The organism is Ramlibacter pinisoli (assembly GCF_009758015.1).
Taxonomy (GTDB): Bacteria; Pseudomonadota; Gammaproteobacteria; order Burkholderiales; family Burkholderiaceae_C; genus Ramlibacter; species Ramlibacter pinisoli.
In genome coordinates, this window is the sequence record NZ_WSEL01000009.1 from 133,251 (window position 1) to 154,425 (window position 21,175).

At 68.8% G+C, this 21,175-nt stretch carries 18 protein-coding genes and 1 tRNA gene; 7 read left to right on the forward strand and 12 right to left on the reverse strand.

Features of this window, described 5'->3' with window-relative positions:
• Positions 1-49: 49 nt before the first annotated feature.
• Genes arfB through GON04_RS15165 form a run of 5 tightly spaced genes read right to left on the reverse strand, consistent with a single transcriptional unit; the run spans position 50 to position 5,999 of the window.
• The gene (arfB, locus tag GON04_RS15145; protein ID WP_157398905.1) at positions 50-466 is read right to left on the reverse strand and encodes an alternative ribosome rescue aminoacyl-tRNA hydrolase ArfB; all 417 of its coding nucleotides are present in this window, start codon (positions 464-466) and stop codon (positions 50-52) included.
• Positions 466-2,073 carry an ABC transporter ATP-binding protein gene (locus GON04_RS15150; protein WP_157398906.1) on the reverse strand — a complete coding sequence of 536 codons (1,608 nt, stop codon included), beginning with the start codon at positions 2,071-2,073 and terminating at the stop codon, positions 466-468. The genes arfB and GON04_RS15150 overlap by 1 nt, the downstream gene beginning before the upstream one ends.
• On the reverse strand, positions 2,070-3,122 hold the full coding sequence (locus tag GON04_RS15155; RefSeq protein ID WP_157400699.1) for an ABC transporter permease: 1,053 nt from the start codon (positions 3,120-3,122) through the stop codon (positions 2,070-2,072). Before GON04_RS15155 ends, GON04_RS15150 begins: the two co-directional genes overlap by 4 nt.
• Before the next feature lie 55 nt (positions 3,123-3,177).
• Positions 3,178-4,200 (reverse strand): microcin C ABC transporter permease YejB, encoded by a 1,023-nt coding sequence (locus tag GON04_RS15160; protein WP_157398907.1) that lies wholly within the window; start codon positions 4,198-4,200, stop codon positions 3,178-3,180.
• Complete coding sequence (locus GON04_RS15165; RefSeq protein ID WP_157398908.1) at positions 4,200-5,999, reverse strand: extracellular solute-binding protein; 1,800 nt, start codon at positions 5,997-5,999, stop codon at positions 4,200-4,202. The genes GON04_RS15160 and GON04_RS15165 overlap by 1 nt, the downstream gene beginning before the upstream one ends.
• Before the next feature lie 36 nt (positions 6,000-6,035).
• On the opposite strand from GON04_RS15165, the gene fabI reads away from it, so the two are divergent.
• Positions 6,036-6,830 carry an enoyl-ACP reductase FabI gene (gene fabI, locus GON04_RS15170; protein WP_157398909.1) on the forward strand — a complete coding sequence of 265 codons (795 nt, stop codon included), beginning with the start codon at positions 6,036-6,038 and terminating at the stop codon, positions 6,828-6,830.
• Positions 6,831-6,843: 13 nt separating this feature from the next.
• Here the strand turns inward: fabI and GON04_RS15175 are convergent, their stop codons facing one another.
• Positions 6,844-8,040 (reverse strand): MFS transporter, encoded by a 1,197-nt coding sequence (locus tag GON04_RS15175; RefSeq protein ID WP_157398910.1) that lies wholly within the window; start codon positions 8,038-8,040, stop codon positions 6,844-6,846.
• A 10-nt stretch (positions 8,041-8,050) separates the two neighbouring features.
• Positions 8,051-10,315, reverse strand: a complete 2,265-nt coding sequence (locus tag GON04_RS15180) for an arginine/lysine/ornithine decarboxylase (RefSeq protein WP_157398911.1) — start codon at positions 10,313-10,315, stop codon at positions 8,051-8,053.
• Positions 10,316-10,434: 119 nt separating this feature from the next.
• Between GON04_RS15180 and GON04_RS15185 the strand changes: the two genes are divergently transcribed.
• Positions 10,435-10,860: an NfeD family protein gene (locus GON04_RS15185; RefSeq protein ID WP_157398912.1), complete on the forward strand. Its 426-nt coding sequence runs from the start codon at positions 10,435-10,437 to the stop codon at positions 10,858-10,860.
• Positions 10,861-10,877: 17 nt separating this feature from the next.
• Complete coding sequence (locus GON04_RS15190) at positions 10,878-11,795, forward strand: SPFH domain-containing protein (RefSeq protein ID WP_157398913.1); 918 nt, start codon at positions 10,878-10,880, stop codon at positions 11,793-11,795.
• A 75-nt stretch (positions 11,796-11,870) separates the two neighbouring features.
• Here GON04_RS15190 and GON04_RS15195 read toward each other — a convergent pair whose 3' ends face one another.
• Both GON04_RS15195 and GON04_RS26590 read right to left on the reverse strand, forming a co-directional pair.
• Entirely contained in the window at positions 11,871-12,221 is a 351-nt protein-coding gene (locus tag GON04_RS15195; RefSeq protein WP_157398914.1) for a hypothetical protein, read from the reverse strand.
• Positions 12,222-12,230: 9 nt separating this feature from the next.
• Positions 12,231-13,718 (reverse strand): MerR family transcriptional regulator, encoded by a 1,488-nt coding sequence (locus tag GON04_RS26590; RefSeq protein ID WP_181653598.1) that lies wholly within the window; start codon positions 13,716-13,718, stop codon positions 12,231-12,233.
• A gap of 411 nt (positions 13,719-14,129) precedes the next feature.
• Here GON04_RS26590 and GON04_RS15205 point away from each other — a divergent pair, with 411 nt between their 5' ends.
• Positions 14,130-14,465: an acylphosphatase gene (locus GON04_RS15205; protein ID WP_157398915.1), complete on the forward strand. Its 336-nt coding sequence runs from the start codon at positions 14,130-14,132 to the stop codon at positions 14,463-14,465.
• Positions 14,466-14,484: 19 nt separating this feature from the next.
• Here the strand turns inward: GON04_RS15205 and GON04_RS15210 are convergent, their stop codons facing one another.
• The gene (locus GON04_RS15210) at positions 14,485-15,138 is read right to left on the reverse strand and encodes a hemerythrin domain-containing protein (protein WP_157398916.1); all 654 of its coding nucleotides are present in this window, start codon (positions 15,136-15,138) and stop codon (positions 14,485-14,487) included.
• A 513-nt stretch (positions 15,139-15,651) separates the two neighbouring features.
• Here GON04_RS15210 and GON04_RS15215 point away from each other — a divergent pair.
• From GON04_RS15215 to GON04_RS15225, 3 genes are all read left to right on the forward strand, one after another.
• Positions 15,652-16,941, forward strand: coding sequence for an ATP-dependent 6-phosphofructokinase (locus GON04_RS15215; RefSeq protein ID WP_181653599.1), 1,290 nt, complete (start codon positions 15,652-15,654; stop codon positions 16,939-16,941).
• Positions 16,942-17,464: 523 nt separating this feature from the next.
• A complete protein-coding gene (locus GON04_RS15220) occupies positions 17,465-18,052 on the forward strand; it encodes an NAD(P)H-dependent oxidoreductase (protein ID WP_157398917.1) in 588 nt (195 codons plus the stop codon).
• Positions 18,053-18,471: 419 nt separating this feature from the next.
• Positions 18,472-20,457 carry a PAS domain S-box protein gene (locus tag GON04_RS15225; RefSeq protein WP_181653600.1) on the forward strand — a complete coding sequence of 662 codons (1,986 nt, stop codon included), beginning with the start codon at positions 18,472-18,474 and terminating at the stop codon, positions 20,455-20,457.
• Positions 20,458-20,608: 151 nt separating this feature from the next.
• Here GON04_RS15225 and GON04_RS15230 read toward each other — a convergent pair whose 3' ends face one another.
• Complete coding sequence (locus GON04_RS15230; protein ID WP_338050976.1) at positions 20,609-20,821, reverse strand: YgaP family membrane protein; 213 nt, start codon at positions 20,819-20,821, stop codon at positions 20,609-20,611.
• A 239-nt stretch (positions 20,822-21,060) separates the two neighbouring features.
• Positions 21,061-21,151: transfer RNA gene (locus GON04_RS15235), tRNA-Ser, on the reverse strand.
• Positions 21,152-21,175: the final 24 nt, after the last annotated feature.

Below are 21,175 nucleotides of genomic sequence, written 5' to 3' on the forward strand. Positions count from 1 at the left end.
AGCAAAGATTGTACCGCGCGCCGCGCAGTTTCGCAACAGTCCCCGGGGTTCAGGCCTGCGAATCGCGGCCCGAGCGCATGAGCTTGACGTCGGACCGCTGCCGCTTGTCGCGCAATCGCGCGCGGCGGGATGAAGCTGGGGGCCGGGTGGGTTTGCGCAAGTGCGGTGGCTCGGCCACGCTGTCGACGATCTCCTGCAGCCGGGCCAGCGCCTCGGTCCGGTTGAGCTCCTGGCTGCGGTGCGCCTGGGCCTTGATGACCAGCACCCCCGCGCGGGTGATGCGCTGGTCGTGCAGGGCCAGCAGCCGCGCCTTGTGGTCGGCGCCGAGCGAGGACGCGCGGATGTCGAAGCGCAGGTGCACCGCGCTGGACACCTTGTTGACGTTCTGGCCACCGGCGCCCTGGGCCCGCACGGCGGTGATCTCCACCTCCTCGGGCGCGATGGGGGTCGGGTGGCGGGGCAGCATCAGGCCGCTGCGGCGACGAGCGCCTGGGTATAGGCGTGCGACGGCCGCCCCAGCACCTGCTCCACCGGCCCCGACTCGAGCACCTGGCCGTCCTTCATCACCAGGACCTCGTGCGCCATCGCCCGGATCACATCCACGTCGTGCGTGATGAGCAGGTAGGCCAGGCCCTTCTCGCGCTGCAGACGCTGGAGCAACTGCAGCACCTGCTGCTGGATGGTGACGTCCAGCGCGCTGGTGGGCTCGTCCAGCACCAGCAGCTGCGGGCCGACGATCAGGGCCCGCGCGATGGCGAGACGCTGGCGCTGCCCGCCCGAGAACTCGTGCGGGTAGCGGTCCAGCAGGCCGGGGAACTGGGCCTCGGCCAGGCCGACGTCGGCCAGGGCCTGGAGCACGCGCTGCCGGCGCTCGGGCGCCCCCAGCTGCGGTTCGTGCACCAGCAGGCCCTCGCCGACGATCTCCTCCACCGTCATGCGCGGCGAGAGGGACGAAAAGGGATCCTGGAACACCACCTGCACCTGGCGGCGCAACCCGCGGTCGGCGTCCGGGCTGCCGGTCCAGCGGCGCCCCGCCGCATCGAGCGTTCCCCGGTGGGGCAGCAAGCCCAGGGCCGCCAGGGCCAGGGTCGACTTGCCGGACCCCGATTCGCCGACCACGCCCAGGGTGCGCCCGGCGGCCAGCGCGAAGTCGGCGCCTCGCACCGCCACGAACTCGCCGCGGCGGAACCAGCCCCGGAAGCCGGGGATGGGGACGGAGTAGCCGACCTCCATGCCGCTGGCGCGCAGCAGCGCCGGTTGGTCGCCCGCAGCCTCCTCGTCGACATCCCGCGCCGGCCGGCTGTCGATCAGCCGCCGCGTGTAGGCGTGCCGGGGCGCCGCGAACACCTCGTCCACCGCGCCCTGCTCCACCAGGTGGCCGTTCTCCATGACCGCGACCCGGTCGGCGAACCGCCGCACGAGGTTCAGGTCGTGGGTGATGAGAAGGACTGCCATGCCGGTCTGCCGCTGCAGGTCGGCCAGCAACCCGAGGATCTGCACCCGCAGCGTGACGTCCAGTGCCGTGGTGGGTTCGTCGGCCAGCAGCAGCCGCGGCCGGCATGCCAGGGCCATGGCGATCATGGCGCGCTGGCGCTGCCCGCCGGACAGCTGGTGCGGGTAGGCGTGGGCGCGACGCGCCGGCTCGGGGATGCCGGTCGCCGCGAGCGCTTCGATGGCCGCGTCCCAGGCCTGCCGGCCCCCGAGGCCCTGCTTGAGCTGCAGCACCTCGGCGACCTGGTCGCCCACCGTGTACAGCGGATTCAGGGCCGTCATGGGCTCCTGGAAGATCATGGCGATGTCCTGGCCGCGAATCTGCAGCAGCCGGCGCTCCGGGGCCGACACCAGGTCCAGCGGGGGCTCGCCATCGCGCCCGGCCAGCAGCGCCGAGCCCGACAGCCGGGCGTTGAGCGCGAGCCCCAGCAGGGCGAGCGCCGTGACGGTCTTGCCCGAGCCGGATTCACCCACCAGGGCCAGCTTCTCGCCCGGCGCGATGGAGAAGCTGGCGCCATGCACCACCTCCTTGCCGCCGAAGGCGACGCGCAGGTCGCGGACGTCGAGCAGCGGCGCGCTCATGCGTCGGCCTTGCGCGGGTCGAGTGCGTCGCGCAGCGCGTCCCCCATGAACGTCAGCAGCAACAGCGTGGCCACCAGCACGGCGAACGTGGTCAGCGAGATCCACCAGGCGTCGATGTTGTTCTTCCCTTGGCTGAGCAGTTCGCCCAGCGACGGCGTGCCTGGCGGCACGCCCAGGCCCAGGAAGTCGAGCGACGTCAGCGCCAGGATGGCGGCGCTCATGCGGAACGGCAGGAAGGTGATCACCGGCGTCATGCTGTTGGGCAGGATGTGGTGCCGCATGATGCGCAGGTTGCCGACCCCCAGCGCGCGGGCGGCCCGCACGTAGTCCATCTGCCGGTTGCGCAGGAACTCGGCCCGCACGTAGTTGGACAGGCCCATCCAGCCGAACAGGCTCAGCAGGATGAGCAGCAGCGCCACGCTGGGGGCGAAGATGGCGCTGAAGATGATCAGCAGGTACAGCTCCGGCATCGAGTCCCAGATCTCGATGAAGCGCTGGAACGCGAGGTCGACCCGGCCGGCGAAAAACCCCTGGACGGCACCCGTGGCAACGCCGATGGCCACGCCCATGACGGTCAGCGCCAGCGCGAACAGCACCGACAGGCGGAAGCCGTAGACCAGCTGCGCGAGCATGTCGCGGCCCCTGTCATCCGTGCCGAGCAGGTTGTCGCGGGTGGGCGGCGACGGGTTCGGTTCCCTGGCGAAGTAATTCAAGGTCTTGGGGCCGTACGGATTGGGCGGGTAGATCGCCCAGTTGCCGTCCTTGCTCAGCTGCGCCCGGATGAAGGGGTCGAGGAAATCGGTCTCGGTCTGGAAGTCGCCGCCGAACGTGGTTTCGGGGTAGCTGCGCACCAGGGGGACGTAGAACTGCCCCCCATAGCGGACCAGCAGCGGCTTGTCGTTCGACAGCACCTCGGCGAACAGGCTGAGGACCACGAGCGTCGAGAACACCACCAGGCTCCAGAACCCCAGCCGGTTGCGGCGGAAGCGCCGCCAGGCCCGCCGGGCCGGCGACGCGGACGGGGCGGACGGCACGGCCGCAGGCGGCAGCGCCGCGGCCCCGCCCTGGGTCTGGCCCGCGAGGGGTGCCTGGTGGAGGGACGGGTCAGTCGAAGCGGACACGGGGATCCACCAGCACGTAGCAGAGATCGCTGATCAGCTTGGTCACCAGGCCGAGCAGCGTGAACAGGTACAGCGTGCCCAGCACCACGGGATAGTCGCGCCGGATGACGCTCTCGTAGCTGAGCAGGCCCATGCCGTCGAGCGAGAACAGCGTCTCGATCAGCAGCGATCCCGTGAAGAAGGCGCCCAGGAAGGCCGCCGGGAAGCCGGCGATGATGGGCATCAGCGCATTGCGCATGACGTGCTTCCACAGCACGCGGCGCTCGGGAACGCCCTTGGCCCGGGCCGTCAGGACGTACTGCTTGCGGATCTCCTCCAGGAAGGAGTTCTTGGTCAGCATCGCCGTCACCGCAAAGCTGCCGACGACCATCGCCGTGACCGGCAGCGCGATGTGCCACAGGTAGTCGACGATGCGCGCCGCCCAGCCCATCTCGTCCCAGTCGCCGGACGTCAGGCCACGCAGCGGGAACCACTGCAGCTGGCCGCCGAACACCACCAGCAGGGCCACGCCGAGGACAAATCCAGGGATCGCATAGCCCACCAGTATCAGCAGCGTGGTGGCCAGGTCGAAGCGCGTGCCGGCCCGCACCGCCTTGGCCACGCCCAGGGGCACCGCGATGAGGTAGCTGATGAAGAAGGTCCACAGGCCCAGGCTGACCGAGACCGGCAGCTTCTCGCGGATGAGCTGCCAGACGTCCTTGTTCTGGAAGAAGCTGCGCCCCAGGTCGAAGCGGGCGTACTGGCGCAGCATCAGCCAGAAGCGCTCGTGCGGCGGCTTGTCGAAGCCGTACAGGGCCTTGATCTGCTCGATGCGCTTGGGATCCACCCCCTGGCCGCCACGGTAGTTCATGGCACCGCCCTCCCCGCCCCGGCCGGCCTTCGCTTCGGCCAGGTACTGCTCCACCGGGCCGCCCGGGACGAACTGCGTGACCACGAAGGTGACCAGCAGGACCCCCAGCAGGGTCGGCAGCATGAGCAACAGGCGCTTGAGGATGTAGGCCGGCATCACTTGCTCCACCAGGTGTCGATGGCCCAGTTCTCGCCCTGGGCATAGGGCGGCATGGGCAGCGCCGGCTGCAGGCGCCGGGCGTTGTAGACGATGCGGTGCGTGCCGGCCGTCCACTGCGGGATCAGGTAGTGGCTGTGGCTGATCACCCGGTCGAGCGCGCGGCAGGCGGGCAGCAGTTGCGCCTTGGTCTTGGCGACGATCATGCGATCGAGCAGCGCGTCGACCGCCGGGCTCTTGACGCCGGCGTGGTTGCCCGAGTCCTCGGTATCGGCTGCCTTGCTGCCGAACAGGTCGACGAACTCCTGCCCCGGCGTGTGCGTGCCCTGGTAGGCCAGCGTGGTGATCTCGAACTCGAACTTCTGCAGCCGTTGCTGGTACAGGGCGAAGTCGACCGGCCGGAACACCAGTTGGATGCCCAGCTTCTCCAGGTTGCGCGCCCACGTCGTCACGGTGCGGGCCCCGGTCTCGTTGGAGTCGAGGTACTCCAGCACCATGGGTTCGCCCCTGGCATTGCGCAGCGCGCCGTCGCGCACTTCCCAGCCCGCCTGCCGCAGCAGGTCGCGGGCCTGGCGCAGGTTGGCGCGCAGGGAGTTCTGGCCGTCGGTGCGTGGCGGCATGTAGGCCGGCCCGAAGACCGCATCGGGGACCTTGCCGCGCCAGGGCTCCAGCAGCGCCAGCTCCTGCGGGCCCGGCGTGCCCTCGCTCTCGCAGTCGGTGTTGCCGAAGAGGGCGCGCACCCGCTGGTACGAGTTGTAGAACATCTGCCGGTTCATCCACTCGTAGTCCAGCGCCAGGCCCAGTGCCTGGCGCACCCGCACGTCCTGCAGCTTCGGGTTGCGGGTGTTGAGCACGTAGCTCTGGAACCCCGAGGGCAGCCGATGCTTGAACTCTCCCTTGACCAGTTCCCCGCTGTCGAACTTGCGGCCATTGACGCGGCGGGCCCAGTCGCCGGCGGAGAAGAACCGCATCATGTCGAATTCACCCGCCTTCAGCGCCTCCAGGCGAGCCGTGTTGTCGCGGTAGATCTTGACGGTGATGCGGTCGAAATTGGCCGTCCCGCGGCGCACGTTCAGGTCGCGCGCCCAGTAGCCGGGATCGCGCACGTAGGTGATGTCCTTGCCGAACCGCACCGGCCCGATGCGGTAGGGCCCGCTGCCGATGGGCGTGTCCATCACCACGGCATCGAAGCGCTTGGGCTTGCCGTCCTCCATACCCCAGCGTCGGCTGAAGATGGGCATCCCGCCCACCGTGAGCGGGAGCTCCCGGTTGAGCCGCTTGAACCGGAAGCGCACGGTGCGCTCGTCGAGCACGTCCAGGCCGGCGAGGTCTTCCAGGGCGGTCTTGAAGGCCGGTGACGTGTAGGGCCCCAGCAGCGTGTCGAAGGTGTACTTGACGTCCGCCGCCAGCACCGGCTGGCCATCGTGGAAGCGCGCCTGCGGCCGCAGGCGGAACGTGGCGGCCAGCCCGTCCGGCGCCATGCTGATGTCCTCGGCCAGCAGGCCGTAGCCGGCCCCGACCTCATCCGCGCTGCCCGCGAGCAGGCTGTCGAACATCAGCGCCTGCAGGTACGCCGGCGCCGAGCCCTTGATGGTGAACGGGTTGTACTTGTCGAAGGTGGACACGCGCAGGTTGCTGACCAGCCGCAACTCGCCGCCCTTGGACGCCTTCGGGTTGACGTAGTCGAACTGCGCGAAGCCCGGCGGGTACTTCATGTCCCCCCACAGCGCATAGCCGTGGGCGGCATGCGCGGCGGGCACCGCTACCGCCGCAGCCAGCAGGAGCAGCCAACCTCGCATGCGACAATTCTGCCGAACTTTCCACACTGACGACGCATGGGCTTCCTCTCCGGCAAGAAATTGTTGATCACGGGCGTTCTGTCGAACCGCTCCATCGCCTACGGCATCGCCAAGGCCTGCCACGCGCAGGGCGCGGAACTGGCCTTCAGCTACGTCGGCGAGCGCTTCAAGGACCGCATCACCGAGTACGCGGCCGATTTCGGCTCCAGCCTGGTGTTCGACTGCGACGTCGGCGACGACGCCCAGATCGAGGCCATGTTCACCGGCCTGTCGGCCCACTGGCCCAGGTTCGACGGTTTCGTGCACGCCATCGGCTTCGCGCCGCGCGAAGCCATCGCCGGCGACTTCCTCGACGGGCTGTCGCGCGAGGCGTTCAAGATCGCCCACGACATCAGCGCCTACAGCTTCCCGGCCATGGCCAAGGCAGCGCTGCCGATGCTGAACGACAAGTCGGCGCTGCTCACCCTGACCTACCTGGGCGCGATCCGCACCGTCCCGAACTACAACACCATGGGCCTGGCCAAGGCGTCGCTCGAGGCGTCGGTGCGCTACCTGGCGGAGTCGCTCGGGCCCAAGGGCATCCGGGTCAACGGCATCAGCGCCGGCCCCATCAAGACGCTGGCCGCCAGCGGCATCAAGGGCTTCGGCAAGATCCTGTCGGTGGTCGCCGAGACGGCCCCGATCCGCCGCAACGTGACCATCGAGGACGTCGGCAACGTGGCGGCCTTCCTGCTGTCGGACCTGGCCGGCGGCGTCAGCGCCGAGATCACCTACGTCGACGGCGGCTTCAGCCAGGTCGTCGGCGGTATCGCCGAACCGGCCGCCGGCTGACGGGTGGCGGCCCTCAGGCCGCCGTTTCCTCGGGCAGGAAATTGACGATGGTGGCGGTGATGGACGCGATGCCGGCCAGCACCAGCAGCATGGTGTCGAAGCCCACGCCCTTGACCACCGGCCCCAGCGCCCAGACCGCCAGCGAGCTGATCCCCAGCCCGACCGCCAGCCGCATGCCGGCCACCCGCGAGCGCAGCCGGTCGTCCACGTAGCGCACGATCATCGCGTCGGTGAACGGGATGGCGCCGAAGACGGACACCATGACCCCCACCAGTGCGGCGAACAGCAGCCAGCCGTGCGCATAGGCGGCCACGACCAGCAAGGGAATCTGCAGCAGCGCCACCCGGAAGTACAGCGGCTTGAGCGGCATCCGGTCGATCAGGCGGCCGACCACGACCTGGGCCAGCGAGGCGATCGCATAGACCACCGACAGCAGGATGCCCAGCAGCGCGGGGTCTTCGAGCACCCCGCGGAAGCGCTCGGTCATCAGCTGCGTGTTGGCATTGGTCGTCATGTTGAACAGCAGCCCGCCGGTGGCGGCGGCGGCCGTCATGACCAGGAAGGCGCGGGCCAGTTGCGCCTGCGTCAACGTGACCTTGGCCTTGCCGGCCCGCCTGGACGGCGGCTCGGTCTCGCGGGGACACAGCCACGCGAAGGCCAGCCCGCAGGCCAGGCATGCCAGTCCCGGCACTGCGAACGCCATGCGCCAGCCGAACCACTTGACGAGGTAGCCCGTCACCAGGGCCGCGGCCGCGATCCCCAGGTTGCCGGACAACCCGTTCAGCCCGATCGTGGCGCCCGGGCTGCGCGCGTGCTGCACCAGCATGGGAATGCCCACCGGGTGGTAGATCGAGGCGAAGGTACCCAGCAGCGTGAGCGCCGCGGCCAGCTGCCAGGCCGACTGCGTGAAGGCCACGAGCAGGGACGACAGCCCCATCCCGCCGAAGAACACCAGCATCATCTGGCGCCGGCCCCACAGGTCGCCCAGGCGGCCGGCCGGGAGGGCCCCCAGCCCGAACATCACGAAGGCGCCCGCTCCGAGCGGCATGAGGTCCTCCCAGCGGGTGCGACCGAATTCCGCTGCCATGGTCGCGACCGCCGTCGCGAAGATGAGCAGGAACATGTGGTCGATGGCATGGGCGAGGTTCAGCAGCCACGTCACTGCCGCGCGCGTTTCACGCACCGGCGCCGCTCCGGCCAGGGTGGTCATCCGTTGCTCCTCAGCGCCTGACGCAGTCGGCGAAGTAGCGCATCTGCCCGTCCGGGCCCGCTTCCTCGACCAGCCCGTGGATGTCGGTCTCGAAGCCCGGGCAGCGCGAGTTGAACTCGCGCGAGAACTTCAGGTAGTCGACGATCTTGCGGTTGAAGACCTCGCCCGGGATCAGCAGCGGGATGCCCGGCGGGTACGGGGTGACCAGCGAGGTCGTGATGCGGCCTTCCAGCTCGTCGATCGGCACCCGTTCGGTCTTGCGGTGGGCGATGTGGGCGAAGGCGTCGCTCGGCTTCATGGCGGGCGTGAGGTCCGACAGATACATGTCGGTGGTCAGGCGCGCGATGTCGTACTTTGCATACAGCTCGTGCACGTGCTGGCACAGGTCGGCCAGGCCCATGCGCTCGTAGCGCGGGTGCTGCTGGCAGAACTCCGGCAGGATGCGCCACATCGGCTGGTTGCGGGCGTAGTCGTCCTTGAACTGCTGCAGCGCCGTGAGCAGCGTGTTCCAGCGGCCCTTGGTGATGCCGATGGTGAACATGATGAAGAAGCTGTAGAGCCCGGTCTTCTCCACGATGATCCCGTGCTCGGCCAGGAAGCGCGTGACGATGGACGCCGGGATGCCGGTCTTGGCGAACTTGCCGTTCAGGTCGAGGCCGGGCGTGACGATGGTGGACTTGATCGGGTCCAGCATGTTGAAGCCCTCGGCCAGGTTGCCGAAGCCGTGCCACTTGGCCGTGCGAGCCTCGCCCTTGATGATCCAGTCGTCGGCGCGGCCGATGCCCTCGTCGACCAGCTTGTCGGGGCCCCAGACCTTGAACCACCAGTCCTTGCCGTACTCCTGGTCGACCTTGCGCATGGCGCGGCGGAAGTCCAGGGCTTCCAGGATGCTCTCCTCCACCAGCGCGGGGCCTCCGGGCGGCTCCATCATGGCCGCCGCCACGTCGCAGCTGGCGATGATGGAGTACTGCGGGCTGGTCGAGGTGTGCATCAGGTACGCCTCGTTGAACAGGTGCCGGTCGAGCTTGCGGTTCTGCGAATCCTGCACCAGCACGTGGCTCGCCTGGCTGATGCCGGCCAGCAGCTTGTGGGTCGACTGGGTGGCGAAGGTCAGCGATTCCTTGGGCCGTGCGCGCTTCTTGCCCATGGCGTGGTACGGCCCGTAGAACGGGTGGAAGGCCGCGTGCGGCAGCCAGGCCTCGTCGAAGTGCAGCGTGTCGACGTAGCCGTCGAGCATGCCCTTGATGGTCTCGGTGTTGTACAGGACCCCGTCGTAGGTGGACTGGGTGAGCGTCATCACGCGCGGCTTGACCTGGTCGGCATCGACACCGGCCAGCAGCGGGTTGGCCCGGATCTTGGCCCTGATGGCTTCGGGCGCGAACTCGCTCTGCGGGATCGGGCCGATGATGCCGAAGTGGTTGCGCGTCGGCTTCATGAACACCGGGATGGCCCCGGTCATGATGATCGAGTGCAGGATGGACTTGTGGCAGTTGCGGTCGACCACGACCACGTCGCCCGGGGCCACGGTGTGGTGCCAGACCATCTTGTTCGACGTCGACGTGCCGTTGGTGACGAAGAAGCAGTGGTCGGCGTTGAAGATGCGGGCGGCGTTGCGCTCGCTGGCGGCCACCGGGCCGGTGTGGTCCAGCAGCTGGCCGAGTTCGTCGACGGCGTTGCAGACGTCGGCCCGCAGCATGTTCTCGCCGAAGAACTGGTGGAACATCTGGCCCACCGGCGTCTTGAGGAACGCCACCCCGCCCGAGTGGCCGGGGCAGTGCCAGGAATAGGAGCCATCCTCCGCGTAGTCGAGCAGCGCCTTGAAGAATGGCGGCTGGATGCCCTCCAGGTAGCTCTTGGCCTCGCGGATGATGTGCCGGGCCACGAACTCCGGCGTGTCCTCGAACATGTGGATGAAGCCGTGCAGCTCGCGCAGGATGTCGTTCGGCATGTGGCGCGAGGTCTTGGTCTCGCCGTACACGTAGATCGGCACGTCGCTGTTCTTGCGTCGCACCTCCTGGATGAAGCTGCGCAGGTTCACCACTGCCGGGTCGAGGTCCGGCCCGGGCGTGAACTCCTCGTCGTCGATCGACAGGATGAAGGCGCTGGCGCGGCTTTGCTGCTGCGCGAACTGCGAGAGGTCGCCGTAGCTGGTCACCCCCAGCACCTCCATGCCCTCGGCCTCGATGGCCTGCGCGAGCGCGCGGATGCCCAGCCCGGAGGTGTTCTCGGACCGGTAGTCTTCGTCGATGATGACGATGGGAAAACGGAATTTCATGGGGTGTCCAGGGGGGGCGGGAGGCGGGCCGCGGGGAAACGAGCCGCGAAGTGTATGCAATCAGCGGCACCCGGGTGCCGGATCGCCCACAATGCCGGACAGAACACGAGGAGAGCGGGATGGCGGAATCGACGGTGTGGTGGCTGCTGGCCGGCGCGGCCGTGGCGGTCGAACTGGTCACGGGGAGCTTCTACCTGCTGATGCTCGCGATCGGCCTGTCCGCGGCCGCGATGGCCGCGCACGGCGGAGCCGCCCTCCCCGCGCAGCTGGTCACGGCCGCGGTCGTGGGCGGAGGGGCTGTCGGCGCCTGGCACGTGGTCCGCGGCAGGCGCCCGGCCGGCCCGTCGGCCAGCGCCAACCCGGACGTGAACCTGGACATCGGCGAGACGGTCGTGGTCGAGGCCTGGCAGCCGGACGGGACCGCTCAGGTGCGCTACCGCGGCGCCCGGTGGACGGTCGCCCACCTGCCCGGCGCGGTTCCCGCGCCCGGACCGCACCGAGTCCGCGAGGTCGTAGGCAACCGCCTGATCGTCGAAAAACTCTGATCCACCCCGGAGAGCCCATGGAAATCGCCGTCGTCCTGTTCGTCGTCGCCGTCATCTTCATCGCCCGCAGCATCAAGGTGGTTCCCCAGCAGCACGCCTGGGTGGTCGAACGGCTGGGCAGGTACCACGGCACGCTGTCGCCCGGCCTGAACTTCCTCGTGCCCTTCGTCGACAAGGTCGCGTACCGCCACAGCCTGAAGGAGATCCCGCTGGACGTCCCCAGCCAGGTCTGCATCACGCGCGACAACACCCAGCTGCAGGTCGACGGCATCCTGTACTTCCAGGTCACCGACCCGATGCGGGCCAGTTATGGCTCGTCCAACTACATCGTCGCGGTCACCCAGCTGGCCCAGACGTCGCTGCGCAGCGTCATCGGCAAGCTGGAGCTGGACAAGACCTTCGAGGAACGGGACATCATCAACGCCCAGATCGTGCAGGCCATCGACGAGGCGGCCCTGAACTGGGGCGTGAAAGTGCTGCGCTACGAGATCAAGGACCTCACGCCGCCCAAGGAGATCCTGCACGCCATGCAATCGCAGATCACGGCCGAGCGCGAGAAACGCGCCCTGATCGCCGCCTCCGAGGGACGCCGGCAGGAGCAGATCAACATCGCCACCGGCGAGCGGGAGGCGTCCATCGCCCGCTCGGAGGGCGAGAAACAGGCCGACATCAACCAGGCGCAGGGCCAGGCAGCCGCGATCATCGCCGTGGCGCAGGCCAAGGCGCAGGCCATCCGCCAGATCGCCGAGGCGATCCGGCAGCCGGGCGGCGAGCAGGCGGTGCAGCTGGAAGTGGCGGAGAAGGCGGTCGACGCCTTCCGCAACGTCGCCAACGAGTCGCAGACCACCCTCATCGTGCCGGGCAACATGGGCGAGGTGTCCGCGCTGATCGCGTCGGCCATGAAGATGGTGCAGGCCAGCCGGCCCAAGGACTGAATCCGGCACACGCCTGGCCGGCCCTTGCCGTATCTAGGTCCGGCTCGTTCTGATCGGCGGGTATCGCGGACGCGATCAACGACCGAGGGGGCTCGGGCGCGAGCGCAGGCCCTCGGGCAGCAGGTCCTCGAACATGTCGCTGATGGAGTCGACCTCGTCCAGGGCCGCCGCCTCGCCCAGTTCGCCGGCCAGCAGGGCCATGAGTTCGCTGCGGATGAACCAGAGGGCCTCGACGTCGCTGGCATAGCGGATGCGGCGTACCACCTGCTGCGACCGCTCGTTGCCGACGGAATGGGCCAGGGCGTGCATGCGCCCCCGGATGTCCTCCAGGGTCACGGCCTCGATCAGGGTCGAGGGCGGCTCGCTCGGCGTGCCGCCGAACAGGGCCCAGATGCTGTTTCTCAGATTGGGTTTCAGCCAGCGCATGGCGCCTCCCTAGGCTTCGTGGGGCGGCCGCGCCGCCGGGGGGTTGGAATCGCCGGCCGTTGCCGCGGGTGCCAGGACGGCCACGGCAAGGTCGGCAAAACGGGGGGCGACCTCGGTGGGCGCGCCGCCGCGCGCCTCCACCAGGTCGCTCAATCGGGCGTAGCAGCCGTCGACCGGAGTCCACACGGGCCCCGCCACGGGGGCGGCCAGCCGCAGTCCGGCCCGCACGGCGGCGGGCAGGCGGTCGGCCAGGGCGCGGGTGGCCCAGACGCTGGCGTCGCGCCCGGCGTGCGCCAGCGCTGCGGCCTGCTGGGCAGCATCGCCCGGCAGGGCCGCTTCGCCGATCCATTCATGGCCTTCTGCCAGGCCGGTGTTCAGGTGCAGTTCGGCAGTCCAGCCCTTGCGTGCCTGCCAGCGCCGGCTCAGGACGCGCATGGCCTCCCGTAGCGCCTGCGCGGCCCGCACGGCTCGGGCCAGATGGTCGGAGTCGTGGCCGGTGAACACGGCGTCGAAGCCGGCGTGGCGGGCGTAGCCCGCGCTGCCGCCCTGCGCGGCGATCACCGGATCAATGGTCGCCCGCAGGTCGGCCATCAGTTCGAGGAATTCGGGGGCCGGCAGCCGGCGCCACCAGGCTTCGGCGTCCTGCAGCCGGGTCGCCAGCACTGCCACGGGCTGGAGGCGTGTGGCGGCTGCAGGCACCAAAGTCGTCGTGGCCGGCATCTGCGGCGCCGGCGCGTCGTCGTGGGCCGGCGGGGCGTAGAGGAACACCACGCCGGTCCGCAGCCGCACGGCATGCACTGCGATGCCACGCTCTGACCCGGCAAGCGGCAGCCTGGCGATCGCCACCGAACCGGCCGCCGGCGGCCGCACCGATTGCAGCCGGCGCCCGATGACGGCCGACTGCTCAGCCGTCAACCCTCGGCACAGGTCCGCCAGCGCCGTCCCGCGCTCCCGCGCGACCGTGAGGTGAAAGCCCACCAGCTCGTCCGTGGCGGGATCACGGCCCGACCGCAACAGCAGTTCGAGGATGCCGACGCCCTTGGCCGGGCCGGCGGGCCAGGACAGCAGTCGGCCGACGGCGCCGGCGTGGATGGCAGCGTTGGACCAGAGCAGTTCGAAGCCGGAGCCGACACCGTACGCCGGATGCTCGACTTCCTCGAAGAAGGAGGAAGCGGGGACTGCGCTGGCAACTTCGAGCGCGCCGGTGGCCGGGGCTGCGACGGCGCCGGGCGCTGACTCCAGGCCCGGCTCACCGCGCGCGCGCTGCTCGAAATGCAGCGCGATGCGGCCGATGCTCCAGCCCTCGGTCTTCAGCCGCTGGATCTCCAGGATGCGATCGACCGTGTCGTCCGGGAAATAGCCGATGCGCGGCGCCGACCCGGCGGACGGGTCGGGCGGCAGCACGTCGGGACGCGGCAACAGGCCGCTGCTGATGTAGTTGTTCAGCGTGGCCCGCGAGATGCCGGTGCGCTCCAGGACTTCCTTGCTCGTGAACACGGTATGTCTGTCCAAGTATCTGTCTAAATTACCTGGACACAGTGTCCAACATACTTAGACAGACTGTCAACCGCGTGTCGCACGCGGGCGACAGTCACCGACCCTTCGCTCATGTCAACGAGTGCGTTCTCAAGCGAACGTTCGTCTGTCCACGTCTCTTAGACAGACAGTCCAGGCACATTGAATGGACACCGGGACATCCGTTGGAAGACGGGCTTTCGACAGCCACGCTCAATTTGCCTGCCAGGTGCAGCCGGTCCTGCCGCTGGCCGCCCTGCCCCGCCGCGGTTGGTGCCGGCTGATGCCCGGCGCACGCGCCCCGGGGGCTGCGCAACCGGGCGTCCAACGGACCACGTGGCGGGAGTACGCTCCCGGAACGGCGCATCGTCCGCGTGCCGCGGAGCACCTTCCATGAGCGAACGTTCTGAGCGGATCCTGCTACACGGGCTGGTGCAGGGTGTCGGCATGCGAGTTGCGGTCTTGCGGCTGGCGCGGCGGCTGGCCCTGCGTGGCGCGGTATGGAACGATGGCGAAGACGTCTGCGTCGAGGTGGCGGGCGAGCCGGCCGACCTGGAGACCTTCGTCGGTCTGCTGCGGCTGGAGGCTCCTCCGCTGGCGCGGATCGATGAGGTCCGACGGGAAGAGCTGTCGGGAAAGCTGCTCGATGCCGCGGACTTCCAGATCCTCCCGTCGCGGCCGGCCACTGCCACGCGACCGACCAGCGGCCCGCCGGGGCCTTCTGCCTAGACCGGCCGACGACGCGCGGCTACGCGGCGTGGTGGCCGTGGACGGGCGGCAGTTGCCCTTGCGCCATTCCGCGCTTCTCCTCGTCGTCCAGGTGCAAGGCGGGACCCAGCCCGATCGGCGCCGGGGCCGTTCGCACGATTCGCGTGAACAGCCGGTCCATCGCGGCGGAGTCCGCACCGGCCAGCGGATCGTGGTTGCGCGCGAACGCCTCATCGAGTTCGGCCCAATCCGCTTCCGTGAGCACGGCCTCGGCCGCCGGGAGCAGGTGCTCCTCCTCAAGCCGCATGTGATCCAGGTAGAAGGTGGCGTACTGTCGCAACCGGGCGGCGAACGGCTCCCTCTGGGACTCGCCCATCAGTTCCCACCCGAGCAGCAGGTGCTGCAGGTCGCGAACACGGGACTCGCCTTGCAGGTGGTCGGATTCGAGCCGCTGGATCAGCGGCATGAGCTCCGGCCGCGCGCGCGCCAGCTTGGGAAACAGGAGGTCCGACTCCTTGGGATGGTGCAGCCGCTCCGGGTACTCATCGATGTAGTACAGCATCGCGCGCATCACGTCGAAGAAGCGCAAGGGGCAGTCCTGGGGCCCCTGCGCCACCATCGAGACCAGTGACCGCAGCACTGCGGCGACGCCGGCGTGCTCGTCCCGGATGATCCGCAGCGATTCGTGGTTCATGGCGTCCTCTCCAGTCCAGTCCAGCTCAGTGCAATCGCGACTCACGACCCCAGCAACTGCTGCTGGGCGAGAGCCGCGCCTAGGGAGACGTAGGTGCTAGCACGCTGTCACTGTGGCGGACCAACCCGCCTTGCGACATCAGCGCCGGCTGATTCAGCCGCTCGGACCCGTCCGGGAATCGGCCGCCGCCGCTCCTAGCCAACCTAGGACTGGTCCTAGTCCCGGCATGCTCCCTTGGCTTCCAGTACGGCTCGTGTTCTGCGCACCGTCACCGGCGCCTGAGAGGCATGGTTGAGCTGGACTTCCGCCTTCGTGAGGAAGACCTCGCGCCGCAACCTCTTCCGCCTGCCCGAGCGCTCGGCGCCCGAACAGCTGATCTGGCTCATCACTGCGACTCTTTTCCTTCTATCCAATCGTCTGGGGGCATGATCGGTGGACTTGTTCAGACTGTCCCTGGAGAGGAGCGGCTGCGCACGCGGCGCCAGCAAGTCCGAGTGGGACAAGGAGCGCCCCGTGGACGACGCAACCCTCCGTTTCGAGATCACCCGACTCGGCGAATGCCACGTGCCCTCACCGATGCGCGGTGTTCGCTTCGTCGGCGACGACGAGCGCGTCCTGTACCACGCCCGCCTCGAGGACCTGGGGCCCTGGTTGCAGGCTCACGCCGAACCTCCCGCGATGGAGGTCGCGGGCCCGCGTGAGCGCCTCCTGTTCGACCCATCCTCGATCGCCTGCGGCATCGTCACCTGTGGCGGCCTCTGCCCGGGGTTGAACGACGTCATCAGGGCGATCGTCCTCAGCCTGCGCTACCACTACGGAGTCACGAGGATCCACGGGTTCCGGTATGGGTACGAGGGGCTCGTGCACCGGCACGGACACGCGCCCCTCGATCTCACGCCCGAGGCGGTCGCCCGCATCAACGAGCTCGGTGGAACGGTTCTCGGCTCGTCCCGCGGGCCGCAGGATCCGGCCGAGATGGTCCGGACGCTGAAGGACCTGGGGATCGGCATCCTTTTCACAATCGGCGGCGACGGGACGCTGCGCGGGGCACACGCCATCGTGGAGGAAGCTGGGCGTCAGGGACTGTCTCTCGGCGTCATCGGCGTCCCGAAGACGATCGACAACGACATTTCCTTCACCCAGCGCACGTTCGGCTTCGCGACCGCGGTCACCGAGGCCCGCTGGGCAACCTACGCCGCCAACGCGGAAGCCGAAGCGGCACGCAACGGGATCGGCCTGGTGAAGCTGATGGGTCGCGACTCAGGGTTCATCGCTGCCCATACCGTGCTTGTCAACAGCCAGGTGAACTTCTGCCTGATCCCGGAGGTCCGCTTCAGCCTGGAACGACTTCTCGGCGATCTCTCGGCGCGACTCCAGCACCGTGGCCACGCCGTGATCCTGGTGGCGGAAGGCGCAGGCCAGGACCTGGTCGCCCCGACGGGAGGGAAGGACGCATCAGGCAATGCGAAGTACGGCGACATCGGCTTGTTCCTGCGCGACGCGATCAGCGATCACTTCAGGCGGACCGGCACCGAGATCAGCCTCAAGTACATCGATCCGAGCTACATGATTCGCAGCCAGCCCGCGAGCCCTGTCGATTCGGCGTTCTGCCTGCTGCTTGGGCAGCACGCCGTGCACGCCGGGATGAGCGGACGCACCGACATGGTGGTCAGTTTCTGGAACCATGAGTTCACTCACGTCCCGATTCCGCTTGCAGTGTCGGCGCGAAAAAAGGTCGATCCGCTGGGCGCGCTCTGGAGCAGCGTGCTTGCGTCAACAGGTCAGGCGAGGGACCTGTGGTGAGCTTTCATGGCGGTGCCTGGGAGTCGAACGGGATACGCTCAAGGTCAAGCGGCGGCCGCTCCTCGAAGGGGCGCACGGCTCAACCATCTCACCAGATCGCAGTTCAGTTGTCGCACCCATTGCCAGGTTGAACCCGTGGCGCCCGAGTCCGCCGGCTGCATGTCCACTTCGACGCGGGGCCGGCGGCGGGGCCATCGCAGCCCTGCACGCCCGATCCCGCCATCTCCTTCACCCAATCGAAGGTAGCCAGGAACTTGCGAGCCTCGGTCGTTTCCTGTTGAACAGCGTCCAGATGCGCGACCAGCTCACCCGTGGAAGGTCCTGACAATCTAGAGAGCGGGGCCGCCTTTTCCATGCCATGGATCAAGCCGACGTCCGACGGATTGCGCGCAAGCAAGCCGGCCGCCGGGCGGCGGATGCAAGCTGGTACCCGTTGCAGCAAGGAAGGTTCAGCCATGCACACGCCACGGAATCCCGGCAAGCGCCCAGCCTCTGCCACGCGCCGCGCGATCAGGGGCCGCCCATGACCCGTATCCTTCTGCTGCAAGGCCATCCCGATGCGGACTCGCGCCATCTCTGCCACGCCCTGGCGGCGTCCTATGCGCAAGGAGCCCTCTCGGGCGGACACGAGGTGCGTACGGTGGATGTGGCTGCCCTCGCGTTTCCCCTGCTGCGCAGCCAGCGGGAGTGGGAACAGGGGGCCCTGCCGGAAGGCCTGGCCGAAGCGCAGCGGCTGATTGGCTGGGCCGAGCACATCGTCCTGTTCTTTCCGCTCTGGCTGGGCGACATGCCAGCGGTCCTCAAAGGATTCCTGGAACAGGTTGCAAGGCCGGGGTTCGCGTTCAAGCACGAAGGGCAGCGCACGACGTTCTCGAGGAAGGGCCTGACCGGCCGCTCGGCCCGCGTGGTCGTCACGATGGGCATGCCCGCCGTGGTGTACCGGTGGTATTTCCGTGCCCACAGTGTCAAGTCGCTGGAACGGAACATCCTCGGCTTCGTCGGCATCGCACCCGTGAAAGAGACGCTGGTCGGGGGCGTCGGCGAACTGGATCCGGCGACAGCGGGCCAGTGGCTGGCCAGGTTGCAAGCGCTTGGAATAAAGGCCCAGTGAGCAAGGGCTCCTTGCCGCACCCCCGGACCTCTTCCGGTCGACACCCCCCTGGAGGCGCTGGCTTGAGAATGGCAGGAGTGCCTCGACACCACCGTGATGGCCGCCGAAGCCGGCGACGTCGTCGTGGCGAGCGGAGCCTGCCCCCCGGCGACGTGGAGCGCCTGTTGCCACAGACCCAGGTTGCGGCCATGGCATGCATCGTTGCCAGGCTCCGCACGACCCAGCTCATCCGCTCTCCCCCGGGGTCCGGCGCAGAATGTCCTGCGGCAACCGATTGCGCTTCGTCAAGCTGCGCGGGCCCCGTCGGGCCAACGATGGCGGACCAGACGAACCGATGGAGGACCGCATCCGTGTCACTCTCGCCTCGCCCCCGGGGGCCCGTCGACCCTGCGTCCAGGCCCGATCCGCCCGCGGCGAACGTGCTGCCGCGCATCCCCGTCGACAAGCTGACGGCCCTGCTGGCGTATTGGGATGCGGACCAGAGGTGCCGGTTTGCCAACCAGGCGTACAAGCGCTGGTTCGGGGTCGAGCCGGCAGATCTCGTCGGCAAGCACATCAGCGAGCTGCTCGGCCCGCTGTACGCGCTGAACAGCCCGCACATCGAGGCCGTGCTGCGCGGCGAGCCGCAGGAGTTCGAGCGTGAGGTTCCGGATCCGAAGGGCGGATCGGCGCGGCACAGCTTGATCAACTACATCCCGGACCTCGCGGACGGCGTCGTGCGCGGCTTCTTCGTGCTGGCCACGGACATCACGGCCATCCGCAGCACCGGGATTGCGTTGCGTGAAAGCGAGGAGCGATTCCGGCTCACATTGGACGAGGCGCCCATTGGCATGGCACTGGTGGCGACCGACGGACATTTCCTGCGTGTCAACCGCGTGCTGTGCGAGATCCTGGTCTACTCCGCCGAGGAGTTGGCGGGCATGACCTTCCAGGCCCTCACGCATCCCGACGACCGGGACGCCGACCTGGTGTTCAGCGGCCAGCTGGCCCGTGGCGAAATTCCGCGCTACGCACTCGAAAAGCGATACATCCGCAAGGACGGAGGTGTCGTGCACATCAAGCTCAGTGCGTCGGTGCTGCGCGATGCGGATGGCCAGCCCGTGCACTTCATCACACAAGTCGAGGACATCACCGAGCGCAAGCGGATCCAGCAGGAGCAGCTGTTCCTCACCGAACTGGGGCCCGCGCTGGAGTCCAGCCTCGAGCAGGACCAGATTCTCGACCAGGTCATCCAGCTGGCCACGCGCCGGATCGCGGATTTCTGCATCGTCGACACCCTCGACGATGGCGAGCAGTTCCAGCGCAAACGGGTGGCCGGCCGGGATGCGGACAAGCAGCAGCTGGCGCAGGCCCTCCTCCATGCGCGGCTCGATCGAGGGGGCCCCTACCTGCTGTCGGAAACCGTCCGCAGGCGGCGCCCGCTGCTGCTACAGGAGCCGGGCGAGGAGGAGATCGCGGCACTGGCCCCGAGCCCGGATCACCGGGGCATCCTGCGGTCGTTGGACATCGCGTCCATGCTGGCCGTGCCGCTGGTCGCCGGCGATCGTGTAGTGGGTGCCATCGCGCTGATCGCAACCCGGGGATCGCGGCCGTACGACGCGCGTGACGTCCGCCTGGCGGAAGAACTGGCCTGGCGCACCACGATGGCCCTGGAGAACGCGCGCCTGTACGACGCGGCGCGCCAAGCCACCAAGCTCCGGGACGAGGTCCTCGCCGTCGTGGCGCATGACCTGCGCAACCCGCTGAGCACGATCGCGATGCAGGCGGCTCTCCTGCGGCGACGCGCGCAGCCGCGCGCCGGCACCGAGGCTGCGGCAGGCGGGATCATCCAGCGCGCCGCCGCCCGCATGACGCGCCTCATCGAAGACCTGCTGGACGTCAGTCGCATGGAGGCCGGGCGGCTGTCCTTGCAGCAAGCGCCCCTGGCGGCTGGACCGTTCCTGTCCGAATGCGCCGGCTCCCAGCGCGACCTCGCACAGGCCGCCTCGATCGACCTGCAGTTCGAAGCGCCGCAGGAACTGCCCACGCTATGGGCCGATCGCGACCGGCTGGCGCAGGTCCTGGAGAATCTGCTGGGCAACGCGCTCAAGTTCACCGGCAGCGGCGGCCGGGTCACCATTGGCGCCGAGCCGCACGAGGGCGAGGTGCTTTTCTGGGTGCGCGACACCGGCCCCGGCATGTCGCCCGATCAACTGCCGCACGTCTTCGACCGCTTCTGGCAGGCGCGTCCGACCGAAGGGGCCGGCCTGGGCCTGCCCATCGCCAGGGGATTGGTCGAAGCACACGGCGGCCGCATCTGGGTCGAGAGCGAAACCGGCAAGGGCACGACCTTCTTCTTCACCATTCCGGTAGCCGACGGCAGGGACGTCACGCCGGCGACCAGCGCGGGGCCCGGTGGGCCGTGAGCTTGCGCGCCTGCTCCACCCATAGCACCACGCTGGCCAGGCGGCTGACGGCCTCCCCGCCAGCCAGACCGGACGCGGCGTCCGTCGCGACCCACGCGACCACATCGAAAGGCCGACTGCGCGTGCCACGGCGCGGCCGGCGCCCTGGCGGTCACGGCAGCCTCTGCGGCGGAGTGTGGCCGGAATGGAAGCCCAACAGATCGTAGACGGGGCAGTAGCGCAGCAGCCCGCTCAGCACCAGCGCGATTCCGATGAGGCCCCATGCACCGATCACGCCAGCGGCAAACAGGATCAGCAGCACAATCCCGGTCACGATGCGAATGCCACGATCGAGGGTGCCCAGGTTGGTCTTCAGGGGATTCATGCAGCGCTCCGAGGCCGGCCGTTGGTGCATTCGACGTTAGACGCGCCGGCGGCACCGCACTTTGCGCTGGCTCAATCCGGGTTCGGACCGGCTCCCTTGACCTTGCTCAAAGCGCGGCCGGCCTTCCTGGCGAGCATGGACGGCATCCACAGAGCCACTATCAAGCGGGACGATGCGGGAGGGCACTTGGCACTTGCCAATGAAAAAGCCCCCTTGCGGGGGCCTTGTCATGGTGTGCCTGGCGGAGAGGGCGGGATTCGAACCCGCGGAGGGCTATTAACCCTCACACGCTTTCCAGGCGTGCGACTTAAACCGCTCATCCACCTCTCCTGCGAGCCCGCGATTGTAGCAGCG

What these genes read in the sequence shown, in the direction of transcription:
- arfB (WP_157398905.1), bottom strand. Translation starts at nt 466, where the DNA reads ATGCTGCCCCGCCACCCGACCCCCATCGCGCCCGAGGAGGTGGAGATC.
- GON04_RS15150 (WP_157398906.1), bottom strand. Translation starts at nt 2,073, where the DNA reads ATGAGCGCGCCGCTGCTCGACGTCCGCGACCTGCGCGTCGCCTTCGGC.
- GON04_RS15160 (WP_157398907.1), bottom strand. Translation starts at nt 4,200, where the DNA reads ATGCCGGCCTACATCCTCAAGCGCCTGTTGCTCATGCTGCCGACCCTG.
- GON04_RS15165 (WP_157398908.1), bottom strand. Translation starts at nt 5,999, where the DNA reads ATGCGAGGTTGGCTGCTCCTGCTGGCTGCGGCGGTAGCGGTGCCCGCC.
- fabI (WP_157398909.1), top strand. Translation starts at nt 6,036, where the DNA reads ATGGGCTTCCTCTCCGGCAAGAAATTGTTGATCACGGGCGTTCTGTCG.
- GON04_RS15175 (WP_157398910.1), bottom strand. Translation starts at nt 8,040, where the DNA reads ATGACCACCCTGGCCGGAGCGGCGCCGGTGCGTGAAACGCGCGCGGCA.
- GON04_RS15180 (WP_157398911.1), bottom strand. Translation starts at nt 10,315, where the DNA reads ATGAAATTCCGTTTTCCCATCGTCATCATCGACGAAGACTACCGGTCC.
- GON04_RS15185 (WP_157398912.1), top strand. Translation starts at nt 10,435, where the DNA reads ATGGCGGAATCGACGGTGTGGTGGCTGCTGGCCGGCGCGGCCGTGGCG.
- GON04_RS15190 (WP_157398913.1), top strand. Translation starts at nt 10,878, where the DNA reads ATGGAAATCGCCGTCGTCCTGTTCGTCGTCGCCGTCATCTTCATCGCC.
- GON04_RS15195 (WP_157398914.1), bottom strand. Translation starts at nt 12,221, where the DNA reads ATGCGCTGGCTGAAACCCAATCTGAGAAACAGCATCTGGGCCCTGTTC.
- GON04_RS15205 (WP_157398915.1), top strand. Translation starts at nt 14,130, where the DNA reads ATGAGCGAACGTTCTGAGCGGATCCTGCTACACGGGCTGGTGCAGGGT.
- GON04_RS15210 (WP_157398916.1), bottom strand. Translation starts at nt 15,138, where the DNA reads ATGAACCACGAATCGCTGCGGATCATCCGGGACGAGCACGCCGGCGTC.
- GON04_RS15220 (WP_157398917.1), top strand. Translation starts at nt 17,465, where the DNA reads ATGACCCGTATCCTTCTGCTGCAAGGCCATCCCGATGCGGACTCGCGC.
- GON04_RS15230 (WP_338050976.1), bottom strand. Translation starts at nt 20,821, where the DNA reads ATGAATCCCCTGAAGACCAACCTGGGCACCCTCGATCGTGGCATTCGC.